Annotated in this window: 18 protein-coding genes; 5 read left to right on the top strand and 13 right to left on the bottom strand. The window is 76.7% G+C overall.

From position 1 onward, the window contains the following. Positions 1–289: 289 nt before the first annotated feature. The 7 genes from ACYQBY_RS22155 to ACYQBY_RS22125 form a co-directional block, all read right to left on the bottom strand. Complete coding sequence (locus ACYQBY_RS22155; protein ID WP_459646072.1) at positions 290–1,261, bottom strand: hypothetical protein; 972 nt, start codon at positions 1,259–1,261, stop codon at positions 290–292. Between the two features lie 931 nt (positions 1,262–2,192). After that, positions 2,193–3,722, bottom strand: coding sequence for an RNA polymerase sigma factor (locus ACYQBY_RS22150; protein WP_459646071.1), 1,530 nt, complete (start codon positions 3,720–3,722; stop codon positions 2,193–2,195). 186 nt (positions 3,723–3,908) lie between these two features. After that, positions 3,909–4,307: a universal stress protein gene (locus tag ACYQBY_RS22145; protein ID WP_459646070.1), complete on the bottom strand. Its 399-nt coding sequence runs from the start codon at positions 4,305–4,307 to the stop codon at positions 3,909–3,911. Positions 4,308–4,401: 94 nt separating this feature from the next. Continuing rightward, positions 4,402–5,562 carry a DUF4192 family protein gene (locus ACYQBY_RS22140; RefSeq protein ID WP_459646069.1) on the bottom strand — a complete coding sequence of 387 codons (1,161 nt, stop codon included), beginning with the start codon at positions 5,560–5,562 and terminating at the stop codon, positions 4,402–4,404. 105 nt (positions 5,563–5,667) lie between these two features. Then, the gene (locus tag ACYQBY_RS22135; RefSeq protein ID WP_459646068.1) at positions 5,668–6,132 is read right to left on the bottom strand and encodes a DUF1232 domain-containing protein; all 465 of its coding nucleotides are present in this window, start codon (positions 6,130–6,132) and stop codon (positions 5,668–5,670) included. Between the two features lie 119 nt (positions 6,133–6,251). Beyond that, positions 6,252–6,971, bottom strand: a complete 720-nt coding sequence (locus ACYQBY_RS22130) for an EcsC family protein (protein ID WP_459646067.1) — start codon at positions 6,969–6,971, stop codon at positions 6,252–6,254. 149 nt (positions 6,972–7,120) lie between these two features. Beyond that, a complete protein-coding gene (locus ACYQBY_RS22125) occupies positions 7,121–7,348 on the bottom strand; it encodes a hypothetical protein (RefSeq protein WP_459646066.1) in 228 nt (75 codons plus the stop codon). 115 nt (positions 7,349–7,463) lie between these two features. Between ACYQBY_RS22125 and ACYQBY_RS22120 the strand changes: the two genes are divergently transcribed. Further along, positions 7,464–8,330 (top strand): spermidine synthase, encoded by an 867-nt coding sequence (locus ACYQBY_RS22120; RefSeq protein WP_459646065.1) that lies wholly within the window; start codon positions 7,464–7,466, stop codon positions 8,328–8,330. Between the two features lie 10 nt (positions 8,331–8,340). After that, on the top strand, positions 8,341–9,042 hold the full coding sequence (locus tag ACYQBY_RS22115; protein WP_459646064.1) for a DedA family protein: 702 nt from the start codon (positions 8,341–8,343) through the stop codon (positions 9,040–9,042). A gap of 34 nt (positions 9,043–9,076) precedes the next feature. On the opposite strand, the gene gndA is transcribed toward ACYQBY_RS22115, so the two are convergent. From gndA to ACYQBY_RS22100, 3 genes are all read right to left on the bottom strand, one after another. Then, positions 9,077–10,522 carry an NADP-dependent phosphogluconate dehydrogenase gene (gene gndA, locus ACYQBY_RS22110; RefSeq protein WP_459646073.1) on the bottom strand — a complete coding sequence of 482 codons (1,446 nt, stop codon included), beginning with the start codon at positions 10,520–10,522 and terminating at the stop codon, positions 9,077–9,079. Positions 10,523–10,711: 189 nt separating this feature from the next. Next, positions 10,712–12,076, bottom strand: a complete 1,365-nt coding sequence (locus tag ACYQBY_RS22105) for an MFS transporter (RefSeq protein ID WP_459646063.1) — start codon at positions 12,074–12,076, stop codon at positions 10,712–10,714. Further along, on the bottom strand, positions 12,073–12,756 hold the full coding sequence (locus ACYQBY_RS22100) for a GntR family transcriptional regulator (protein WP_459646062.1): 684 nt from the start codon (positions 12,754–12,756) through the stop codon (positions 12,073–12,075). Before ACYQBY_RS22100 ends, ACYQBY_RS22105 begins: the two co-directional genes overlap by 4 nt. A gap of 69 nt (positions 12,757–12,825) precedes the next feature. On the opposite strand from ACYQBY_RS22100, the gene ACYQBY_RS22095 reads away from it, so the two are divergent. Continuing rightward, positions 12,826–13,470, top strand: coding sequence for a UdgX family uracil-DNA binding protein (locus ACYQBY_RS22095; RefSeq protein ID WP_459646061.1), 645 nt, complete (start codon positions 12,826–12,828; stop codon positions 13,468–13,470). Between the two features lie 48 nt (positions 13,471–13,518). Here ACYQBY_RS22095 and ACYQBY_RS22090 read toward each other — a convergent pair whose 3' ends face one another. The 3 genes from ACYQBY_RS22090 to ACYQBY_RS22080 form a co-directional block, all read right to left on the bottom strand. Next, the gene (locus tag ACYQBY_RS22090) at positions 13,519–14,955 is read right to left on the bottom strand and encodes a S8 family peptidase (RefSeq protein WP_459646060.1); all 1,437 of its coding nucleotides are present in this window, start codon (positions 14,953–14,955) and stop codon (positions 13,519–13,521) included. A gap of 114 nt (positions 14,956–15,069) precedes the next feature. Continuing rightward, entirely contained in the window at positions 15,070–15,474 is a 405-nt protein-coding gene (locus tag ACYQBY_RS22085) for an HNH endonuclease (RefSeq protein WP_459646059.1), read from the bottom strand. An 18-nt stretch (positions 15,475–15,492) separates the two neighbouring features. After that, positions 15,493–16,932, bottom strand: coding sequence for a glycoside hydrolase family 6 protein (locus ACYQBY_RS22080; protein ID WP_459646058.1), 1,440 nt, complete (start codon positions 16,930–16,932; stop codon positions 15,493–15,495). 290 nt (positions 16,933–17,222) lie between these two features. Between ACYQBY_RS22080 and ACYQBY_RS22075 the strand changes: the two genes are divergently transcribed. Both ACYQBY_RS22075 and ACYQBY_RS22070 read left to right on the top strand, forming a co-directional pair. Then, positions 17,223–19,238: a hypothetical protein gene (locus tag ACYQBY_RS22075; RefSeq protein WP_459646057.1), complete on the top strand. Its 2,016-nt coding sequence runs from the start codon at positions 17,223–17,225 to the stop codon at positions 19,236–19,238. A gap of 169 nt (positions 19,239–19,407) precedes the next feature. Further along, positions 19,408–20,421: a DUF4397 domain-containing protein gene (locus ACYQBY_RS22070; protein ID WP_459646056.1), complete on the top strand. Its 1,014-nt coding sequence runs from the start codon at positions 19,408–19,410 to the stop codon at positions 20,419–20,421. Positions 20,422–20,562: the final 141 nt, after the last annotated feature.

The raw sequence follows: 20,562 nt of genomic DNA, 5'->3' as shown, positions 1-20,562 counted from the left end.
ACCCGGTCCAGCATCGCGGCGTTCACCGGCCAGTCCCGCCACAGGGAGAACACCTCCACCCCCGTCGCCAACACCCGCGACGACCCCACCACCGCGTGAGCAGCCTGCGGGGTCACTGGAGCGAGGAAGGAACCGCAGAAGGCGAGCACCGAGAGGACGCCCAGCACGAACGACCGCTGCACTGCCCGCACGCCCATAGGTGCTGTTTCGGCACCCGAGAAGCCAACTTGAGTCCTCGGCGCACACGATCGACGTTACGAGCCGTGTCCTGCTCCACGACGTCGTCCCTTCAGACCTCCGAGCAGGTCGTGCCTCTGCGGCGGCGGACCGGGACGACGCGCACGAGACGGAAGCCGACCATCCGCTGGAAGTGCCGTAACCCGTTGGGCAAGCCAGCTGGGCTCCACGGGTCGAGCAGGAAGCGGACTCCTCGCTGAGAGAGCTCCTCGACGAGGGCGATGCACAGGTGATAGCGCGCATCGCTGCACTCGTCACCATTTCCGATGGCGCGAAAGTAACGCAGCAGCGCCCACCGACCATCATAAGGCGTCACGGCCAGCACAAGCGGGTCCCCAGTCCGGGAGCGGGCGACCAACCACAGCCTATTCTCGAGTAGATCGTCGTTGTCCGGTGCAGTGACGCGGTACTGCAGATCTGGATGTGCGCGCTCGGTAGCGTTGGCGCGCTCGAGCAGGCGCCGTCGTTCGTCGGGGCCCTCAACTTTCTCCACGTGGATCCCGCGCCGGAGGGCAGCCCGCGATTTGCGTCGAAGCGTCTGCTTGGAGCGACCCTGGCTGTACTCGCCCGCGTCCTCCGGAATGCGAAGGACAGCCGCCCCTACGAATGCTTGGGGAAGTAGAGGCATGAAGGGCCGGGCGAGCGCTTGGTACAACATGCCGCCCTCGCGGCTCCGCGAGAGCACCGCCAGGTGGAGCGGCAACCGCGCGGTGGCGAGCGCGGCCACCGCACACTGCACCGGGTGGCGGACCAATGTTGCTGCCACTCCGCGGTCACTCTCACGGTACCGGGCATAGAAGGCCGCTAGCGACGGCTCCCCGAACGCTTCAGGAAGCCTTCTGCGGAGGGACTGCAGTCGCCCGGCTAGCTCAGTGGCGAGCCCAGTGACGGAAGAGCAGTGATCGTCCACCGCTTCCACCGGTCGCACCAGCATGTCCATCCTCACGATCACCCGACCTGGAACGTTTGCCGCCTGCTCAAGCGCGTGCAGCCTAACCAGGCGACTGGCGGTGCGCTCGCGCACCACTCGATGCACCGCAGGAGTCATGGATAACCTGCCCGAACGGCTCAGCACGGCGACGGTAGGCGTTCACGTGGTTTCGCCGCGTGATGGAACACTTGGTGCAGCCGCCTCTACGAGGAGTGGGCACATGTTGAAAACATGGACGTTTTTTCCTCGGCGCTGAGTCCCTGCTCAAATCGGGCGACGCCCGCGTCTATCACGCCCAATTCTTCAAAGCACACATGTCCGTATCTGACGCCCATACGGCTTTGCGGATGTACAAGGTGGTTGCAGGAACATCGGCTCGGCGCGCCCGAGACCCCGCATCCCGCCAATGAGTACAGCGTCACTGCGTGCCCGGAGACGATCGACAGACCCAATCGATGACGAGCGTCGTGTCCTCGTACTGGTCCTACCTAGCCTTTTCCGCCGCCTGGACCGGGTGACATGTGCCCAGATGCGAACCCGAGCGGAAAGAAGGCACAGCCGTGTGGACGTGCCCAGAATACAGGACCATGTAGTCGCTGGGAGGCGCGGGGCGGCAGTGCTGGACCGATGCACGGGAAGGGCATGCGTGCCTCTATCAGCAGGGGCCCCTGGCGGGTGAGGAGCAGCGGTGCGCCCCCCAGCGGCACGTCGCCGAACCATGCCATGAGCGGCTCGAACCGCCAGCCGTCCAGGTCCGCCTGCAACGTCAACCACCGGCGCCGGAGGAAGGCGGCCGCTCTCAAAACCGGCTGCAGCAGGCCACCCCACTCCCACTCGTCCGAGCACCTTCACAGGATGATCTTCTACGACCCACGCGCAAGGCCTGCGCCGGTGATCAGTAGGACGTCGAGGAACGCCATCGAGACGGGGAAGCGCACCAATGTGGTGACCCCGACAGGGGGTACGGCGCAGTCGACGGGGCGCCTCCCGTCCTGCAAGGCGCCCCCGTCGTCTGCTTCGGACGTCAGTCCAGGTAGTCGCGCAGCACCTGCGAGCGCGACGGGTGCCGCAACTTCGACATGGTCTTGGACTCGATCTGGCGGATCCGCTCCCGGGTCACGCCGTACACCTTGCCGATCTCGTCGAGCGTCTTGGGCTGCCCGTCGGTGAGACCGAAGCGCATGGACACCACGCCCGCCTCGCGCTCGGAGAGGGTGTCCAGCACGGAGTGCAGCTGCTCCTGGAGCAGCGTGAAGCTCACCGCGTCGGCGGGCACGACCGCCTCGGAGTCCTCGATGAGGTCACCGAACTCGGAGTCGCCGTCCTCGCCCAGGGGCGTGTGCAGGGAGATCGGCTCACGACCGTACTTCTGGACCTCGACGACCTTCTCCGGGGTCATGTCGAGCTCCTTGGCGAGCTCCTCCGGGGTGGGCTCGCGCCCGAGGTCCTGCAGCATCTGCCGCTGGACGCGGGCGAGCTTGTTGATGACCTCGACCATGTGCACCGGGATGCGGATGGTGCGGGCCTGGTCGGCCATGGCACGGGTGATGGCTTGCCGGATCCACCACGTGGCGTACGTCGAGAACTTGTAGCCCTTGGTGTAGTCGAACTTCTCCACCGCGCGGATGAGGCCGAGGTTGCCCTCCTGGATCAGGTCCAGGAAGAGCATGCCGCGGCCGGTGTAGCGCTTGGCGAGGGAGACGACGAGGCGCAGGTTGGCCTCGAGCAGGTGGTTCTTGGCGCGGCGGCCGTCCTCGGCGATCCACCACAGCTCGCGCTTGAGCTTGGGCTCGATCTTCGCCCCGGAGTGCAGCTTCTCCTCGGCGAACAGGCCGGCCTCGATGCGCTTGGCGAGCTCGACCTCCTGCTCGGCGTTGAGGAGGGCCACCTTGCCGATCTGCTTGAGGTAGTCCTTGACCGGGTCGGCGGTGGCGCCGGCGGTGGCGACCTGCTGCGCGGGGGCGTCGTCGTCGTCGTCGGTCAGGACGAAGCCACCGGTGGTGGGCGCCTTGGGGGTGCCGGTCTCGGTCTCGGCCTCCGCCGCGATCTCCTCGACCTCCTCCAGGGCGCCGGCGGGCACGTCGGTGAGGACGTCCTCGAGCGCGATGTCCTCCGCGACCTCCTCGGTGGGCGCCGCGCCGTCGGTGGCGGGGGCCGCGGTGGCGGTCTTGCGGGCACGTGCCGGCGCGGGCGCGGCCGGGTCGGCGGGTGCGGCCTTCTTGGCCGGGGCGCGGGTGGCCTTCGCGGCGGGTGCCTTGGCGGCCTTGGTGGCGCTCTTGGCGGCGGTCGCGGTCGACGTGGTCCGGCGGGCCGAGGTGGCGGCCACGGCGCGCCGGGGAGCCTCCGGCTCCTCCACGCGCACGGAGACTCCGGCGTCGTCGAGGGCGCGCAGGACGGCCTTCATGCGCTGCAGGGGCAGCTGGGCGTCCTCGCAGGCGGTGCGCACGGCGTGCGCCTCGACGTAACCGCGGGCGGTCCCCTCCTGCATGAGCTGCTGGAAGGACTCGTGGGCGAACTCGGGCGGGAGCGGCCGGGAGGTCGATGCCGACGACACGTACTGCCTTTCGTCGAGGGGCGGAACGGGTCGCGTGCAGCGACCGGTGATGTCACCGGTAGTGCTCAACGCCGGGAGGCGCCGGAACATGCCCGGGAAACATCAACTGCCGATTGTGGCATGCCTCAGGCCCTCGCGTGGCGTGCCGCGCGGGACTCCCCCGGCCGGCGGTGGCGGGGAGGGCTGTCAGGGCGCCTTGACGGCGAGGACCGGGCAGGGCGCGTCCAGCAGGACGCGCTGTGCGCTGGCGCCGAGGATCAGCTTGCCCACAGGGGTCCGGCGCCGCAACCCGATGACCACCAGCCGCGCGTCGGTGTCCTCGATCGCGGTGATCAGGTCCTCGGCGGAGTCGACGCTGTCGGGGACCTCTCGCAGCTCCAGGGACAGCCCCTCGCCCTCCAGCCGGGTGCGCGCGCCCGCCAGGACGCCCTCCAGCGCGGCGAGCTCCTCGGGGTCCTGCTCGCGGCCCGGCCGCACGCTGCGCACGGCCAGCAGGGAGGCGCGCTCCCGCACCGCGATCCCGGCGGCCTGCTCCAGCGCGGCGCGTCCCTCGGGGGTGGGCACCAGGCCGACGACGATCGTCATGCAGTCCTCCGGGCACGGGCTGGGCGGTCACCCGGGGCGCCGTGCTCCGCCCAGGGCCGGGGCGAACCGTACCCGATGGGCGTACCCGGTCGGCTCAGCCGGGGACCCCCGCACCCGCCGGGGGGCGCGGGGGCAGCCCCACCGCCACCGCACGGGCGACGAGCAGCGCGAGGCGGTGGCGGGGGTCGCGCTCCAGGGCCGCGGCGGCGTACTCCCCCGCGGCGGGGGCGGCACCGCAGGTCCAGGAGGCCCAGGCCGCCACCGCCAGCGCGGGCGCGGCCGCCGGGCCGTCGCAGCGCACCGCGAGGTCGTGGGCCAGCCGGACGGTCGCCGCCGCCACGGCCGCGTCCGGCGCGCCCGCCAGCGCGCCGGCGACGGCCCGCGCGCCCCGGCCGGCCGCCACGGCCTCCGCGGCCTGCCCGGCGCCGGCCCCGAGGTCGACGAGCACCGCGTCCCGGACCGGCACGTCGGCGAGGGCGGCCAGCAGGGCGGCGCACTCGGCGGGACCGACGACCGCCCTCCGCGGGGCGCCGCGCTCGTAGCGGGCCCGCGCCCGCCGCCAGCGGGCCAGGGACGCCGCGCGCCACGCGGGCAGCGCCGCGGCGGAGGGCGCGGGCAGGGCGGCGACCGCCCGCAGCACCTCCCGGCGCGCGCCCGCGGCGGCCGGCCGCAGGTCCGGCAGGGCCTCCCGGCGCGAGGGGGCCGCGGCCAGGCCGCGCCAGACGGCCTCGGCGGGGACGGGCCCGCGCCGCAGGTCGGCCGCGGGACGGCCGCCGGGCGGGCAGCAGCCGGGGTGCTCACCGGGTGGGCACCGGTAGGAGCGGTACGCCGCCGCACCCACGTGCCAGGCGTCGAGCAGCACCGCGCCGCGTGCCGCCAGGGCCGCTCCGAGGGAGTCGACGAGGGCCGCGCGCGGCGGGGGGCCGCCACCGGTGTCCGCGGCCTCGTAGACGACCGCCACCGCCCAGGGCGCGCCCGCCGCCACGGTGCCGGTCAGCGCCTCCAGGACGTCCGCCTGCGCGTCCTCGCCGGCGGGCAGGTCGGCCCGGGCCACGGCCGTCACCGCGAGCCGCCCCGGCGCCGCGACGGGACCGTCACCGGTGAGCCGCCCGCCGCGGGGCGTGCGGCCGGGTGGCCCCGCCGGGACGTCGAGGTGGACGACGACGAGGCTGTCGGCCGGCACGAAGCCGAGCTGGTAGGGAACGCTCGCGAGCAGGTCGCGCGGGCAGGTCAGCGACAGGGGTGGGTGCGGCACCGCACCAGGCTCGGGGAGCGCGCACCGGCCGGTGCCCCCCGTCCACCGCCCGGGCGCCGCCCCGCCCGCGGAGGAGCCTGTGGACGAGGCGCGGCGGCGCGGTGCTCAGCGGCGGCGGCGCGCCCTGCGGGCCGGGGCGGTGCGCACGGTCCCGGGCGGGAGGGCCCGCGCGTCGTGCCGGGAGCCCCCGGCGTCGTCGTCCACGACCTGACCGGGCACGACCCCGGCGGTGCGCTCCCAGCGCACGAAGTCCTCCAGCGCGCCGAGCAGGGTGCCGGCCACCCAGGCCGCCACCGCCGCGTCGTCGAGGGTGCCCAGCAGGCCCAGCAGCGCCTCCGGCAGCGGGTCCACCGGGGACAGGACGTAGCCCGCCGCCGCACCGGCCAGCAGCAGGCGCAGGCGGCTGGTGCCGCGGTAGTCGCCGCGGGCCACGGCCGCGCACATGCGCGGCAGGGCGCGCAGCCGCTCCACCACGCCGGCGTCGCCCTCGTGCGCACCGTCGCGCACCGTGCGCCACAGCACGGCCAGGGCCGCGCGGCGGCGGGTCGTCGTCAGGTGGCGCGGGTCCACGTCGTCTCCCCCTCGTGCCGTGCTGCGCCCGCGGCGGGCGCGGACCGGTACCACCCCGCCCAACGCGGTGGGGCGGGCGCCGGGTTCCGGGGCCGAGGCCGGGGCCGGGTCCCGGCCGCTCAGCTCCCCTCGGCCGCGGCACCGCCGGGCGCCGGCACGGGACGGTTCAGGGGGGTGAACTCCCGCTCGGCGTGCTTGGCGATGCGGCGCAGCAGGACGACGTCCGCCCCGGCGCCGACGACCCCGCCGAGCACCGGCAGGATGCGGGAGGACTGCAGGACGCCGACGCCGCCGAGGCGGGCGAGCAGCCGGAAGCCCACCCCCTTGTTGATGATCATGAGGACGTCGCGGGGCAGGCGTCTGGTGGCCAGGCCGCCCAGGACGCCGCCGACGCCGGGGACCGGGACCCCGGCGGAGCGCAGGACCTGGCTGGCGTCGTTGCCGAGCAGGGCGAGCAGGACGGCGCTGCGGACCTCCGGCCTGGTCACGTCGTAGCCGCGCAGGTGGGCCACGGCAGCCACCATCCTGGTGGCCAGCACGTAGAACCCGGCGATGTTGGCGGGCAGGGCCACGGGCATCGTCACCAGGCCGCCCACGCCGGTGGCGAACCCGCTGGCGGCGGCCATCCGGGTGTGCCGGCGCACCACGACGTGCACCGCGGACTCGGCGCTGGGGTGCCCGGCGCGGGCGCGCTCGGCGACGGAGACGGCGGAGGCGAACGGGCCGACCCCGTCGATGCCGGCGTCCACCAGCCGCTGGACCAGCGCGGTCGCCTTGGAGTCCTCGCCCGCGCGCGGCTCGTCGTCGGAGTCGTCCCTGCCGAATAGTCCCTTGAACATCAGTTCCTCCCCCGCCCGTCGACGGGCTCGTCCGGACCGCTCGTGCTCTGGTCCGACGCTAGGGGTCGTGCGGCGCCCGCGCGCGCGGGGCCGGCGCCGGGAACGGTCCCGGGGCGCCGGGCGGCGCGGTGGGGCTCAGGCGGTGGAGCTCAGGCGGCGTCGGCCTGCTCGCGCAGCCAGGTGTCGACCTCGGCCAGGCCGGCGTCGACGTAGCGGCGGCGGGAGCGGCCGCGGGGCACGGGGACCAGGGCGGCGTGCGGCGGGGCGTCCACGGCGGGCAGCAGGTACGGGCTGGCCGCACGGCGGCGGGCGCGGCGCTCGAGGACAGCGGGGACGAGGAAGCACGCGAGGAGCACGAAGAGGAGGAAGGTCGCCATGCCTCCTTCCTCGGCATCCTGCGCCGAGAACTTCACTGCCTCCCCCGCCGGGCCGGTGAGCGGCCCGGCGGGCGGCCCGGCGGGCGGGGCCGCCGGTGCGGGAGGATGCCCTCCCGTGGCACGCCCCCGACGGCCCGCCCCCACCGAGGGCGAGGCGACCATCAGCACCGGCACCGTGCGCTTCGAGCGCGACCGCGACGACCCCGACGGCTGGCTGGTCCTCGTCAACGGGGTCCCGAGCTCCTACGTGGACCTCGCCGACCCCACCCGGCTGGACTTCGAGTACCAGCAGTGGACCGCCGCCGTCCTGGCCGCCGTCTCCCCGCCGCCGGCCCCGCTGCGCGCCGCGCACCTCGGCGGCGCCGGCTGCGTCCTGCCCCGCTACCTGGAGGTCACCCGCCCCGGCTCCGCGCAGGTGGTGTTCGAGGTCGACGGCAGGCTGGTGGAGCTGGCCCGGGAGGCGTTCGGCCTGCGCTCGCACCCGCGGTTCCGGATCCGCGTCAAGGACGGCCGCGACGGGGTGGCGGCCCTGCCGGAGGGCAGCCAGGACGCGGTGGTGCGCGACGCCTTCGCCCACGACGCGGTCCCCGCGCACCTGACCACCGTCGGCTTCGTCGCCGACGTCCGGCGGGTCCTCGCCCCCGGTGGGGTGTACGTCGCCAACCTCGCCGACCGCCCGCCCATGCCGCGCTCGCGGGCGGAGCTGGCGACCGCGCTGGCCGTCTTCGAGCACGTGGCCCTCGTCGCCGAGCCCGCGCAGCTGCGGGGCCGGCGCTACGGCAACGTGCTGCTCCTGGCCTCCCCGGCGCCGCTGCCCGCACCGGCGCTGGTGCGGGCCCTCAGCGGGGGTGCGGCCCCGGCGCGGGTGCTGCACGGTGAGGACGCGCGGAACTTCGCCGCGGGGGCGGGCGTCATCCCGGACACGGCGCCCGCGGCGGACGGTCCGCCGCACGGGCAGCTCCGGGAGGACACGCGCACATGACGGCACAGGCATGACGGCACAGGGACTGGCGCTGGCGGCGCAGTCGGGCGGGGCGGGCGGCCTGACCGGCTTCGTGCTGGACGTGGTGGAACGCCTGGGCCCGGTGGGGGTGGGCTTCCTCGGGTTCCTGGAGGTGGTGTTCCCCCCGATCCCCAGCGAGGTGGTGCTGCCGCTGGCCGGCTACCTCGTCAACCGCGGCCGGATGGAGCTGCTGCCGGTGTTCCTGCTGTCGGTGGTGGGCACCGTGGCGGGCTCGTTCGTCCTGTACTGGCTGGGCGCGAGGCTGGGCCGGGAGCGGATGGCGGCGCTGGTGGGGCGCATCCCGCTGATGGACGCCGACGACCTGCACCGCGCCACCGACTGGTTCGAGCGGCACGCCTCCACAGCCGTCTTCACGGGGCGGTTCATCCCGGGGGTGCGCAGCTTCATCTCCCTGCCGGCGGGGACGTCGCGGATGCCGCTGCTGCGCTTCGGGCTGCTCACCCTGGCGGGCTCGGCGCTGTGGAACGCCGCGCTCATCGGCCTGGGGCTGGCCCTGGGCACGCAGTACCGGGTCGTGGAGGAGTACAGCTCCTGGCTGGACTACGCCGTCTACGCGGTGCTGGCGCTGCTGGTGGTGCGGGGCGTGCGGCGCAGGCGGCGCAGGCGGGCCGCCCGCGCCTCCGGGCCCGTCGCGGCGCGGCGCGCACCGCAAGGGGCCCGGGAGCGCTGACGCCCCCGGGCCCCGCGGTGCGGCGGTGCCGCGCTCAGGCGGTCTGCTGCTCCGACAGGTCCCCGCTCCAGTCGATGTGGAAGGAGCCGGGGCGGTCGACGCGGCGGTAGGTGTGCGCGCCGAACAGGTCGCGCTGCCCCTGCACGAGCGCCGCGGAGGAGCGCTCGCGGCGCAGGCCGTCGTAGTAGGCCAGCGAGGAGGAGAAGCCCGGCGCGGGGATGCCGGCGGTCACCGACTGCACCACGACGCGGCGCCACGCCTCCTGGCCGGCGGCGACGGCCCCGGCGAAGTACGGGTCCACCAGCAGCGAGGGCAGGTCCGGCTGCTTCTCGTAGGCCTCGCGGATCCGGTCGAGGAACCTGGCCCGGATGATGCAGCCGCCGCGCCAGATCGTGGCCATCGCGCCGGGGTCGATGCCCCAGCCGTACTCCTCGCTGCCGGCGCGGATCATGTCGAAGCCCTGCGCGTAGGCGACGACCTTGGAGGCGTACAGCGCGGCGCGCACGTCGTCGACGAAGGAGTCGGCGTCGGCGGCGGAGACGAAACCACCCGCGCCCTCCTCGCCGCCGGGCTCGCCGACCGCGGGGATGTCGGCGGGACCGGGCAGCACGCCCTGGGCGGCCCTGCGCTGGGCGACGGAGCCGGACAGCGCGCGGGCGAAGACGGCCTCGGCGATGCCGGAGACGGGGGTGCCGAGGTCGAGGGCGGTCTGCACCGTCCAGCGGCCGGTGCCCTTCTGCTCCGCCTCGTCGACGATGACGTCCACGAGGGGGCGGCCCGCCTGCGCGGGGTCCTCCGCGCGCAGCACCCGCGCGGTGATCTCGATGAGGAAGGACTCCAGGTCACCGGAGTTCCACGCGTCGAAGACCTCGGCGAGCTGGGCGGGAGTGCGGCCCAGGCCGTGCCGCAGCAGGTCGTACGCCTCGGCGATGAGCTGCATGTCGGCGTACTCGATGCCGTTGTGCACCATCTTCACGAAGTGCCCGGCGCCGTCGGGGCCGACGTGCGTGCTGCACGGGGTGCCGTCGACGCTCACCGCGATGTCGGCGAGGATCGGGCCGAGCTTGGCGTAGGCGTGCTCGCTGCCGCCGGGCATGATGCTCGGTCCGAGCAGGGCGCCCTCCTCGCCGCCGGAGACCCCGACGCCCGCGAAGTGGATGCCGCGCTCGCGCAGGGCGGCCTCGCGGCGGCGGGTGTCGGCGAAGTGGGCGTTGCCGCCGTCGACGAGGATGTCGCCCTCGGACAGCAGCGGGGCCAGCTCGTCGATGACGGCGTCGGTCGGGGCGCCGGCCTTGACCATGATGATGATCGTGCGGGGGCTCGTGAGGGAGGCGACGAACTCCTCCGCGGTGTAGCCGGGCACGAAGGTGCCCTCGTGGCCGAACTCCTCGACCAGGGCCTTGGTGCGGGCCTCGGTGCGGTTGTGGACGGCGGTGACGTAGCCGTGGCGGGCGATGTTGCGCGCGAGGTTGCGGCCCATCGTGGCCAGTCCGGTGACGCCGATCTGCGCTGTGGGGGTGTCGTTGGTCACGGCGCGTACCTTTCCACGACGATGTTGCCGAGGGAACCACCGGTGTTACCGGCGCCTCTCGCCGGCGCGTCCCGGCTGTGCGGCCCGCTGCCCGCCCTCCTCCGGGTCCGGGCGCGGGAAACCGCGCACCCGCCCGCCTCAGCCCCCGCCCCGGCGGGCGGCCAGGTCGCGGCGGATGGCCTGCCGCAGCGGCGGGACGACGACCCCGCCCGCGGCGAGCTCCGCGCGCGCCGCCACCCGGGCGCGCAGGATCGCCACCAGCCCGATCCCCCACAGCGGGAAGTGCACGAGCATCGCCACCTCGAACGCCCGGGGCGTGTAGGTGGCGGGCGTCCCGGCGCCCTGCAGGTCCAGGACCAGACCGATCAGCAGGATCGCGAGCAGGCTGGAGGTGAACCCGCCGACGTTGACGATGCCGCTGGCGCTGCCGAGCCGCTCCGGGGGGTTGGCGGTGCGGGCGTAGTCGAAGCCGATCATGGAGGCGGGCGCACCCGTGGCCAGTGCCAGCACCAGCGCGACGAGCAGCGCCAGGGGCACCCGGCCGGGCCAGGCCAGCACCAGCGCCCACGCCAGGGCCTGCACCGCCACGATCGTCAGCACCAGCCAGGAGCGGCGCAGCGGGTGGCGTGCCACGAGCGCCCCGAGCAGCGGACCGGCGACGGCGCCCGCGCAGACGAACACCGTCAGCAGGGCGCTCGCCGCGGCCGGGGACAGCCCCTGGCCCGAGACGAGGAACGGGTAGCCCCACAGCAGCGCGAACGCGGTGGAGCCGAAGGGCGTGGCGAAGTGCGAGGCCAGGCCCAGCCGGGTGCCCGGGGAGCGCCACGCGGCGCGCAGGTCGGCCAGGACGAGCGGCAGGGGCTTGGCGGCCCGCGGGGGCCGCACCCCCGGCGGGGCGTCCCGCAGCACCACCCACGCCAGGACCGCGCCCAGGGCGGTGAGCGCGGCCGCTCCCGCGTAGGCGGCGGCCCAGCCCCGCGTGTGCAGGACGGACAGCAGCGGGTAGACGCTGACGACCTGCCCGACCTGGCCGAGCAGGCCCACGACCTGGGTCAGGACGGGCGTGCGCAGCGGCGGGAACCACGCCGAGACGATCCGCAGGACGCTGACGAACGTCATGGCGTCGCCGGCCCCGAGCAGGACCCGCGCCGCGACCGCGTGGCCGGCGTCGGTGGCCAGGGCGAGGGCGAGCTGCCCACCGGCCATGAGCACGGCGCCGAGCACGACGAGGACGCGCGCACCCCAGCGGTCGATGAGGACGCCGACCGGGATCTGCAGCGCGGCGTAGACCAGGAGCTGGAGCACGGCGAAGCTGGACAGGGAGCCGGCCCCGATGCCGAAGCGGGTGGAGGCCTCGATCCCGGCGGCGCTCAGGGAGGTGCGGTTGAGCACGGCCACGCCGTACGCGAGGATCCCCACCGCCAGGACGAGCCACGCGCCGCGCGGGGCGGTGGTCCCGGTGGTGGTGTTCCGGGCGGTGGGCTTCCGGGTGGGGGCGCTCACCGGGTGCCCCGCAGGCGCGCGCCCGCACCGCGGACGTGGTCGCGGCTGAGGCGGCGCCAGGTCTCGCGGTCCCCGTCCTGCGCCGCCCGGAGCAGCGCGCCGTGCTCGCGCACCGCGTCGGCCATGCGGTCGGGGCTGTCCTGCATGCGCACCACCCCCATGCGCATCTGCCGGTCGCGCAGGCTGTCGTAGAAGCGGGTCAGGACGGCGTTGCCGGCGGCGGTGACGACGGCGGCGTGGAAGGCGCGGTCCGCCGACATCAGCGCCCAGGCGTCCTGCGCCCCCAGCGCCGCGCGCATCGCCTCCAGCAGCCGGGTCAGCTCCGGGACGAAGCCCTCCCGGCGCGCCCAGGCCTCCTCGGCGGCGTGGACCTCGACGAGCTCGCGTGCCTCGAGGACGTCCTCCACCTCCTCGGGGGAGACGGGCACGACGAGCGCGCCGCGCTTGGGGATGAGCCGGAGCAGCCCCTCGGCCTCGAGCCGCAGCAGCCCCTCGCGCACGGGGGTGCGGGAGACCCCGACGCGCTCGGCGATGTCCCCCTCGGTGAGGAGCTCACCCCCGGGCAGCGAGCGGTCGAGGATCGCCGTCTTGACGGCGACGTAGACGCGCTCGGCGGCGGGGAGGGCGGGCGCGGCGGTGCCCCGCGGCACGGCGAGAGTGGGTGTACGAGCTGCATCCATGATGTATCTATGGTGCCAGACCGTGCTTCCGATGGCCGCGGCGCCCCTCCTGGGACACCCTCGGGAGCCATGAGCACCACCGAGAGGCCCGGCGCGCAGCAGTGGGTGCCCGCCGACGGCGACGTCGAGGCGCTGCACCGCGCCGCGCAGGACTGCCGCGGCTGCGAGCTGTGGGAGCCCGCCACCCAGGTCGTCTTCTCCGCCGGCTCCCCCACCGCCCGCCTCGCCCTCGTCGGCGAGCAGCCCGGCGACCAGGAGGACCGCCGCGGCATCCCCTTCGTCGGGCCCGCCGGCAGGCTCCTGCAGCGCGCCGTCGAGGAGGCCGGCATCGACCGCACGCAGGTCTACGTCACCAATGCGGTCAAGCACTTCCGCTTCGAGCAGGCCGGCGAGGGCAAGCGCCGCATCCACAAGAGCCCGGACCTGGCGCACCTCACCGCCTGCCGGCCCTGGCTGGCCGCCGAGCTCGCCCGCGTGGACCCCGACGTCGTCGTCTGCCTCGGCGCGACCGCCGCCAAGGCGCTGTTGCCCAAGGACTTCCGCGTCACCAAGCAGCGGGGGCAGCTCATGCGGCTGGCCACCTCGCGCGGGGAGAAGACGTTCCTCGGCACCATCCACCCCTCCGCGGTGCTGCGGGTGCCCGAGGAGGGCCGGCAGGAGGCCTACGACGCCCTCGTCGCCGACCTGAAGGTGGCGGCCGGCGCCCTCGGCTGAGCGCGGCCCGGGCCGACCCGGGCCGCGCTCGGCCCCCGCGGGCGCGGGTCAGCGCCCGCGCTGCACCGCCTCGGCGGCGTCGACGAGGCCGTGGCCGTGGAACGCCGTCTCGTCCTCGTCGGCCGTGCAGCGGGCGTCCCCGGCCGGGCAGGGCTGCAGGTCGGCCTGCTGCTGCAGCAACCGCAGCAGCTCCGCCGGCTTCGCCCCCGGACGTGCGGCGACGAGCAGCGCCGCCACGCCCGCCACGTGCGGGGAGGCCATCGAGGTGCCGTTCTTCACGCCGTACAGCCCGCCGGGCAGCGTGGACAGGATCCCCCGGCCGGGAGCCGCGACGTCGATGACGTCGAGGCCGAAGTTGGAGAAGCTCGACTTCGCCCCCGAGGCGTCCACCGAGGACACGGTCACCACGCCCGGCAGCTCGGTCGGGATGTCCAGGCAGGCGTTCGTGACCGGCCGCGGGACCGGGGTGGTGTCGTTGGGGCTGCTGGCGTCCGTCGTCTTGTTCGCCAGGTCGTAGTTCGAGTTGCCGGCCGCGGCCACGCTCAGCACGCCGCGGTCGGTCGCGTGCGCCACGGCACGGCGCACGGCCTCCAGCGCGGGGGCCTGCTCCGGGGCGTCGGGGCACCAGAACATCCACGGGTCGACGAAGTAGCTGTTGTTCGTCACGTCCATGCGCTGCTGCGCGGCCCACATGAAGCCGCAGACCGCGTACTCGGGGTAGATGTAGCCGTCGTCGTCGACGACCTTGACGGACGCGATGCGCGTGTCGGGGGCGACCCCGACCATCCCCGCGCCGTCGCGGTCGGCGGCGATGGTCCCGGCGACGTGCATGCCGTGGTCGCTGGTGGTGGGCCGCCAGGCCCCGGGCGTCGTGTCCGGCACGCCGCCGCGGACGCAGCTGACCGAGCTCGCCGCGTCGAAGCTGGAGTCCAGCTCGGGGTGGGTCTCGTCCACGCCGCTGTCCAGGACGCCGACGAGGACGCGGGGGGAGCCCGTGGAGGTGAGGTGGGCCTCGTCGACGCCGATCTGCGTCATGTCCCACTGGTACTCCGGGCCGGTGGGCGCGGTGGGCCGGAAGGTGCCGGTGCCCCCGGGCTCCTCCACGATCGCGGCGGTGCGGGTCGGTCCGGCGGAGTCGACGGGCTTGCGCGCCGCCGCGGCCAGCTCGCGCACGCGCTGGGCGAAGTCGGGCGCGGTGGAGCGGGCCACGACGACGCCGATCTCCCGCCAGGTCTGCACGACGGTGCCACCGGCCGCGGTGACGGCCTGCTCGGCCGCCTTCACGTGGCCGCCGGTGGCCCTGGTGTTGACGACGTAGCTCAGCAGGGGCCCGGCCGCGGCGGGGGCGGAGGCCGGGGCGGCGGGGGCCGGGACGGGGGCGGGTGCCGCGGACGCGGTGGGGGCTCCCGCCACGAGGACGCCGGCGACCAGGGCGGTCGCGGCGCCGCACGCCCAGCGGGAGAGGGGGGACGTCGGGAAGTGCACAGATCCTCCGGTGCTCGTCGGCCTCGTGGGCCGGTCGTCCACCGGAGGCTAGGTGCTCCGTGTGACAGCGCCGTTTCCCCGCGCCGGGGTGGGTGCGCGCGGCCAGTGCCCGCGTCAGGTCCCCGGCTCGTGGGGGAGGCGGCGGAGCTGGGCCTCGACGTAGGGCCGGGCACGGCGCTGCCCGCCGCGGCGGGCGATCGCGGCGCCCAGGTCCCGCAGCCGCCGCGTCACCGCGCCCTCGTCGGGTTCCCAGCCCCGCAGCCGGCACTCGGCCAGCCAGTCCGCGGGGCTGCGGTGGCCGCGCTCGCCGTTGCAGCGCCGGCACGCGGCCACCTCGTTCTCCAGCCACGACGGGCCGCCCTTGACCCGCGGCACGAGGTGGTCCGTGGTGGGCCGCACCAGCCGGGAGAACACCTGCCCGCACCACAGGCAGCGCCCGCCCTCGCGGGCCACGGCCACCTCCAGCCGCCCGGCGCGGTCGAGCTGGGGCGCGGGCGGGGCCGCCGGCGGGTGCCTCACCCGCCGACGGTAGGCACGTCAGCGGCCGGCGCGCTCGGCGAGCCCCACGGCGTACTCGGCCCAGAACGTGCCCGCGGCGGGGCCGCCGTTGCACGGGCCGTCGGACTCCCCGGGGCGGCGGATCCAGGTGAACGCGTCGGCCAGGGCGCTGCCGGTGTCGGTGGTGAACGCCCGGCCCAGGGCCAGGCCCGCCGGGTTGCACGTGCCCTCCCCCGGGCCGCGGCCGTTGCGCGAGGTGTCGGCGACGAACGGCTTGCCGGCCAGGGCGCCGGACAGCTCGGTCCCGGTGCGCAGGACGTCGGCCTCCGTGGCGAAGCCGCCCACGTTGAGCGCGAAGCCGCGCGCCGCCGCGACGCCCGCGGCGCGCAGCCGCTCGGCCATCACGGGCACCGGGACCTGCCCGGGCGAGCCGGCGTCCAGGTACACGGCGGTGCCGGGGTTGGCGGCGAGGACGCGCACGGCCTCGGCCAGCGCCGCGGTGCGGGCGGCCTGCTCCCGCGGCGTCAGGCACTCGTCCAGCCGCGCCAGGGCGTAGGGCTCGAGCACGACCGCGGCGCGGCGGGCGCCGATGCCGTCGGCCAGCGCGCGCACCCACTGCAGGTAGGCGGCGGTGTCCGCGGCGCCGCCGCCGTGGCGGGCACCGCACTCGCGGTGCGGGACGGCGGAGGCGACGAGGACGGGCAGGGCACCGGCGGCGGTCTCGGTGGCGACCTGGGCGGCCACCTGCCCGGTGAGGTCGGCGGTGGGGACCCACTCGCCGTACCAGACGGCGGTGGGGCCGGCGGCGACCCGGTCCAGGGCCGCGGCGGCGCGCGGGTCGCTCGTGCGGCGCGCGTCGGCGGCGGCGCGGGCGGGCGACTGCGGGTCGACGTAGCCGCGGGCCCCGAGGAACAGGTTGCCGCCGGCGGGTACCGCGGACGGCGCGGCGGCGCGGTCGACGGCCACGGCGTCCAGGCGCAGGTTGCGGTCGCAGTCGCCGCGGGCGGTGTCGTTGGCGAAGGCCAGCTCGAGGCGGTGGGTGCCGCCGGGCCAGGCGCCGGGCAGGACGAGGTCGCGCCAGGCGCGGGAGTCGACGTCGACGGCCACGACGAAGCGCCCGTCGACCGAGACCGCGACCTGGGGCCAGCCGTCGCACTCCTGGCCGGAGGCGCGCAGGAGCAGGTCGCCGGCGGGTGCGGTGAGGGAGCCCGTGACGGACTCGCCGGACCACAGGTGCAGCGCCGCGCCCCCGGAGGCGGCCGCGTCCGCGATGCGGGTCACGGCCGGCGCCTGGAAGGTGGTGCTCTCGGCCTCCAGCCGGGCGGCGGCCCGGGGGAAGGCGACGGGCGCCGCGGCGGCCCGCCCGGGCGTGCGGGGTTCCTCGCTGGCGCCGGCCGTGGTGGAGACCACCGCGACGACGCCGGCGGCGAGCGCCACGACGGCGGCGGCTGCTCCGGTCCTGCTCCTGCTCCAGCTCATGGCCTCGTGTCGGCCGCTCGGGGGCCCTCCTTCAGCGGTCCAGCACCGAATCAGCCACATTGAGTAACGTCTCGTGCCTGAGGGTGCTATTTGTGGTGCACATCACGTGAAGTGCTCCGGGACGGGGCGAACGCCGACCGGCCCGGCCGCGAACCGTCGGGGTGACGTCCGTCCCACGCAGGATCCCGGGCACCCCCCGTGTTCCCGCGACCGCTGCCGCCCGCCCCGGCGGCCGCGCCGTCCCGGCCGAGGGGCGCCGGTGGACCCGCCACCGCGGGGCGAACTCCGAGGTGCTGACGGGCCCCCGCCCGCAGGCGCCCGGCCGGCTGCGCGGCGCCGTGCGGGCCCTGCGGGGGCACCCGCGCCCGGGTGGTGCCTACGCCCGCTCCTCCGGGCCGCTGGCCCTGCGCTCCGCGGCGCTCCTGCTGCCCGTGCTCGCGGTGGGCCTGCTGGTGCAGTGGTGGGGGGCCGGCCGATCCCCGGAACGGCTGGAGGCCGAGGCCGCTCTCGTCGCGCGCGCCTGGTCGCTGACCCCGGAGGGGCGCACCTCGCCCGGCCCGGTCGCGGGCTCCCCGCCGCTGGCGGAGCTGCAGGTGGCCGTCTGGCTGGAGCTGAGCGGGGCCCTGGAGCGGGCCGGCTCCGCGGTGGCCGCCGGACGGGAGGCCGTCCTGGTGGCGACGGCCGTCACGGCGCTGCTGCTGTGGGTGCTGGCCCGGCGGCTGGCCCTGCCGCGCTGGGCGGCGGCGGTGGCGGTGCTGCTGTTCACGCTTCCTCCCGCGGCGGTCGTGGTGCACCGGGGCGTGCACCCGGAGAACCTCGCCGCCCCCTGGGCGGTGGGTGCGCTGGTGCTGGTCGCCTCCCCGGGGCGGCGGCTGCCCGCCTTCGCCGGTGCGGGCCTGGCGTACGCGGTGGCGGTCCTGACGGCGCCCTCCTGGCTGCTGCTGGCGCCGGCGGTGGCGTCGCTGCTGTGGCAGCGCAGCGAGGGCCCCGCCCGGGGCCGCGCGCTGGCGGCCGCGGCATCGCTCTTCGTGGTGCCCTTCGCGCTGCTCGCAGCCTCCGCGGCGCTGCGCGGGGAGCCGCTCGGGGCGCTCGCCGCAGCTCTGCCGGGTTCCCTCACCGCGGCGCTGGGCACCGCGCTGCCCCACCCGCCGGACGCCGGGACGCTGCTCCTGCCGGCGCTGCTGGTCGCGGCGGGCGCGGCCGGCCTGGTGGTGCGGCGGCTGCGGCCGGTGGCCGTCGGTGCGCTGGTGGTCGGCGTCGCGCTGGCGCTGAGGGGGCCGGGGCGCTCCGGCCCACCCGTCCCGGCCGCTGCCGTGGCCCTGCCGCTGGTCGCGCTGCTGCCGGCGGGCGTCGCCGCCGCGGCGTGGCGGCGGTGGCGGAACCTGGCCGGTCACCGCTCCCCGGCGCTGCGCGCGGCGCAGGAGCGGGCGGGGGTGGCGCTGGGAGCGCTCGCCCTGGTCGCGGTGGCCACGACGCTCGCCGCCGCGGTGCTGTGGCCCCGGCCCCTGCTGGCGCTCACCACCGGCGACCCGGACGCCGCCACCCCCGCTTCGCGCGCCGCGGCGTGGGTCGGGGCGGAGGTGCCGCGCGGTGAGCGCGTCGGGACCGACGGGGCGCTCGGGCTGGACCTCCTCCTGCACGGCCGCGCCCGGGCGGACGTGGTCCCGGCGGGCGCCGCGGCCGGCGCCGGGAGCTGGGAGTGGCTCCTCAGCACGCGCGCCGTGCGCGAGGAGGCGGGACGCTCCCCCGCCCTGGCGTCGGCGCTGGCGGGCTCGGATGCGGTGGCCGTCTTCGGCTCCGGCGGGGGGCGCGTCGAGGTGCGCCGGGCACCGGAGGCCACCGCGTCACCCGCACCCGCCGGAACCGCCGCACCCGCCGCACCCGCCGCACCCGCCGGCGGGGAGGCCACCGAGGCGGCCCGCGCGCAGGCCGGTGCCGCGCTCACCCGCAACCCGGCGCTGGGGGCCTCACCGGAGGCGGCGGCGGTGCTGCGCTCCGGGCGCGCCGACCCGCGCCTGCTGGTCCTGCTCGCGGCGCTGGCGCAGCGGCACGACCTGGAGGTGGTGGACCTGCCCGCCGTCGTCGGGGAGGACGCCGCCGGCCGGCTGCGGCGCACGGTGCAGGTGGCCCGCGTGGACGGTGCCGCCGTGGCCGCCGGCGAGCCCGGCACCGCGGCGCTGCTGGAGTTCACCCGCGCCCAGCGAGCCCCCTACGCCCCCTCGGTGGCGGAGCTCACGCCCCGGGGCGCCTCGGAGGTCCTGACGGTCCGCCTGCCCCTCGACCCGGCGTCCGCCGCACCCTCGTGAGGGTGCCCACCCGGCCCGGGTCCGCCGCAGCCCGCGTCCACGTCCACGTCCACGTCCACCCGCAGGAGCCTCCGCGCGGAGATCCCGCGCAGAAGTCCCGGGCAGTGACCCGATCAGCGTCCCGAGCAGAAGTCCCCGCGCGGAGTTCCGCGCAGATGAGGAGTTCCCCATGACCGTGCCCCGGCCGCGTCCCGCCGCCGAGCCCGATTCCTCGTCCCCGACCGCCCCGGCGCCCGCGGGCGAGCGGGCCGGCGCGCCGCCCGCTGCGCGGATCCCCCGGCCCCGCGCCTCGGGGGAGCGGCACCGGGGGGGCCTGCGCCGGGTCGTGCTGGCCGCGGGGGGCGCCCTGCTCGCGCTCGGCCCGGCCACCGCGGCCACCGCGGCGCCCGTGCAGGGCACCGGGCCGGCGTGGGTCCGCGCGGCGCACCTCGTGCCCGCCCTCGGCCACATGGACATCGACGTCGCCCCCTTCGAGGGCGGCACGCCGGGCACCCCGACCACGGTGGCGCTGGGCGCCGGGTACGCCGACGTCACGGGGTACGGCCGGCTCCCGGCGGGCTACTACTCCGTGGCGATCCGCCCGGCGGGCAGCGCCCCGGGCAGCACCCCGGTGCTCTCGGGGGCGGTGCGCGCCGAGGCGGGCACGTCGTACACCTTCGCGGCCCTGGGGACGCCGCAGGACGCACGCGTGGTGGCGCTCGTCGACGACCTGACCCCGCCGGCGCAGGGCCACGCCAGGGTGCGGGTGCTGTCCGCCGCGAGCACCGCGCCGGCGGTGGACGTCACCACGACCGGCGGTCCGCCGATCACCGCCGGGGCGGCCTTCGCGACGGCGACCGGGTACGCGGAGGTGCCGGCCGGCACCTGGCAGCTGACGGCCACGCCGCGCGGCGGCAGCGCGACGCCGGGCACCGCGGCGCTCACCGTCGCCGCGGGCAGCGTCTACACGCTGGCGGTGACCGACGGGGCGGGCGGTGCGCTCGCGGTGACCCCGCTGCGCGATGCGACGGGCATGCCGCTGGCGCCGGTCGGCGGGGCGGCCACCGGCGGTGGCGGCAGTTCCGCGGGCGCGCCGGCGGGCGGGGTCACGGCCCCGGGGGTTCTCGCGGCGGGCGGCGCGCTCGCGGGCGGGGCGGTGCTGCTCCTGGCGCGCCGGCGCCGGGCGGCGGTGCCCGCGCGGTGAGGAGCCCCGCCCCGGGCGCCCCCCGCGGGATCGCGCGGGGGTTGCTGGTGGCGGCCGTGCTCGTGTCGGCCGGCGCCGGGTGCGCCGCCCCGGCCGCGCAGCGCCCCGCCGCCCCGGCCGCGCAGCGCCCCGCCGCCCCGG

The sequence above is a fragment of the Kineococcus anabasis genome (assembly GCF_054590795.1).
The sequence above is the reverse complement of the archived record's forward strand: the minus strand, read 5'-3'. Positions and strand labels throughout refer to the sequence as shown.

What these genes read in the sequence shown, in the direction of transcription:
- ACYQBY_RS22145 (WP_459646070.1), bottom strand. Translation starts at nt 4,307, where the DNA reads ATGACGATCGTCGTCGGCCTGGTGCCCACCCCCGAGGGACGCGCCGCG.
- ACYQBY_RS22130 (WP_459646067.1), bottom strand. Translation starts at nt 6,971, where the DNA reads ATGTTCAAGGGACTATTCGGCAGGGACGACTCCGACGACGAGCCGCGC.
- ACYQBY_RS22125 (WP_459646066.1), bottom strand. Translation starts at nt 7,348, where the DNA reads ATGGCGACCTTCCTCCTCTTCGTGCTCCTCGCGTGCTTCCTCGTCCCC.
- ACYQBY_RS22115 (WP_459646064.1), top strand. Translation starts at nt 8,341, where the DNA reads ATGACGGCACAGGGACTGGCGCTGGCGGCGCAGTCGGGCGGGGCGGGC.
- gndA (WP_459646073.1), bottom strand. Translation starts at nt 10,522, where the DNA reads ATGGGCCGCAACCTCGCGCGCAACATCGCCCGCCACGGCTACGTCACC.
- ACYQBY_RS22100 (WP_459646062.1), bottom strand. Translation starts at nt 12,756, where the DNA reads ATGGATGCAGCTCGTACACCCACTCTCGCCGTGCCGCGGGGCACCGCC.
- ACYQBY_RS22095 (WP_459646061.1), top strand. Translation starts at nt 12,826, where the DNA reads ATGAGCACCACCGAGAGGCCCGGCGCGCAGCAGTGGGTGCCCGCCGAC.
- ACYQBY_RS22080 (WP_459646058.1), bottom strand. Translation starts at nt 16,932, where the DNA reads ATGAGCTGGAGCAGGAGCAGGACCGGAGCAGCCGCCGCCGTCGTGGCG.
- ACYQBY_RS22070 (WP_459646056.1), top strand. Translation starts at nt 19,408, where the DNA reads ATGACCGTGCCCCGGCCGCGTCCCGCCGCCGAGCCCGATTCCTCGTCC.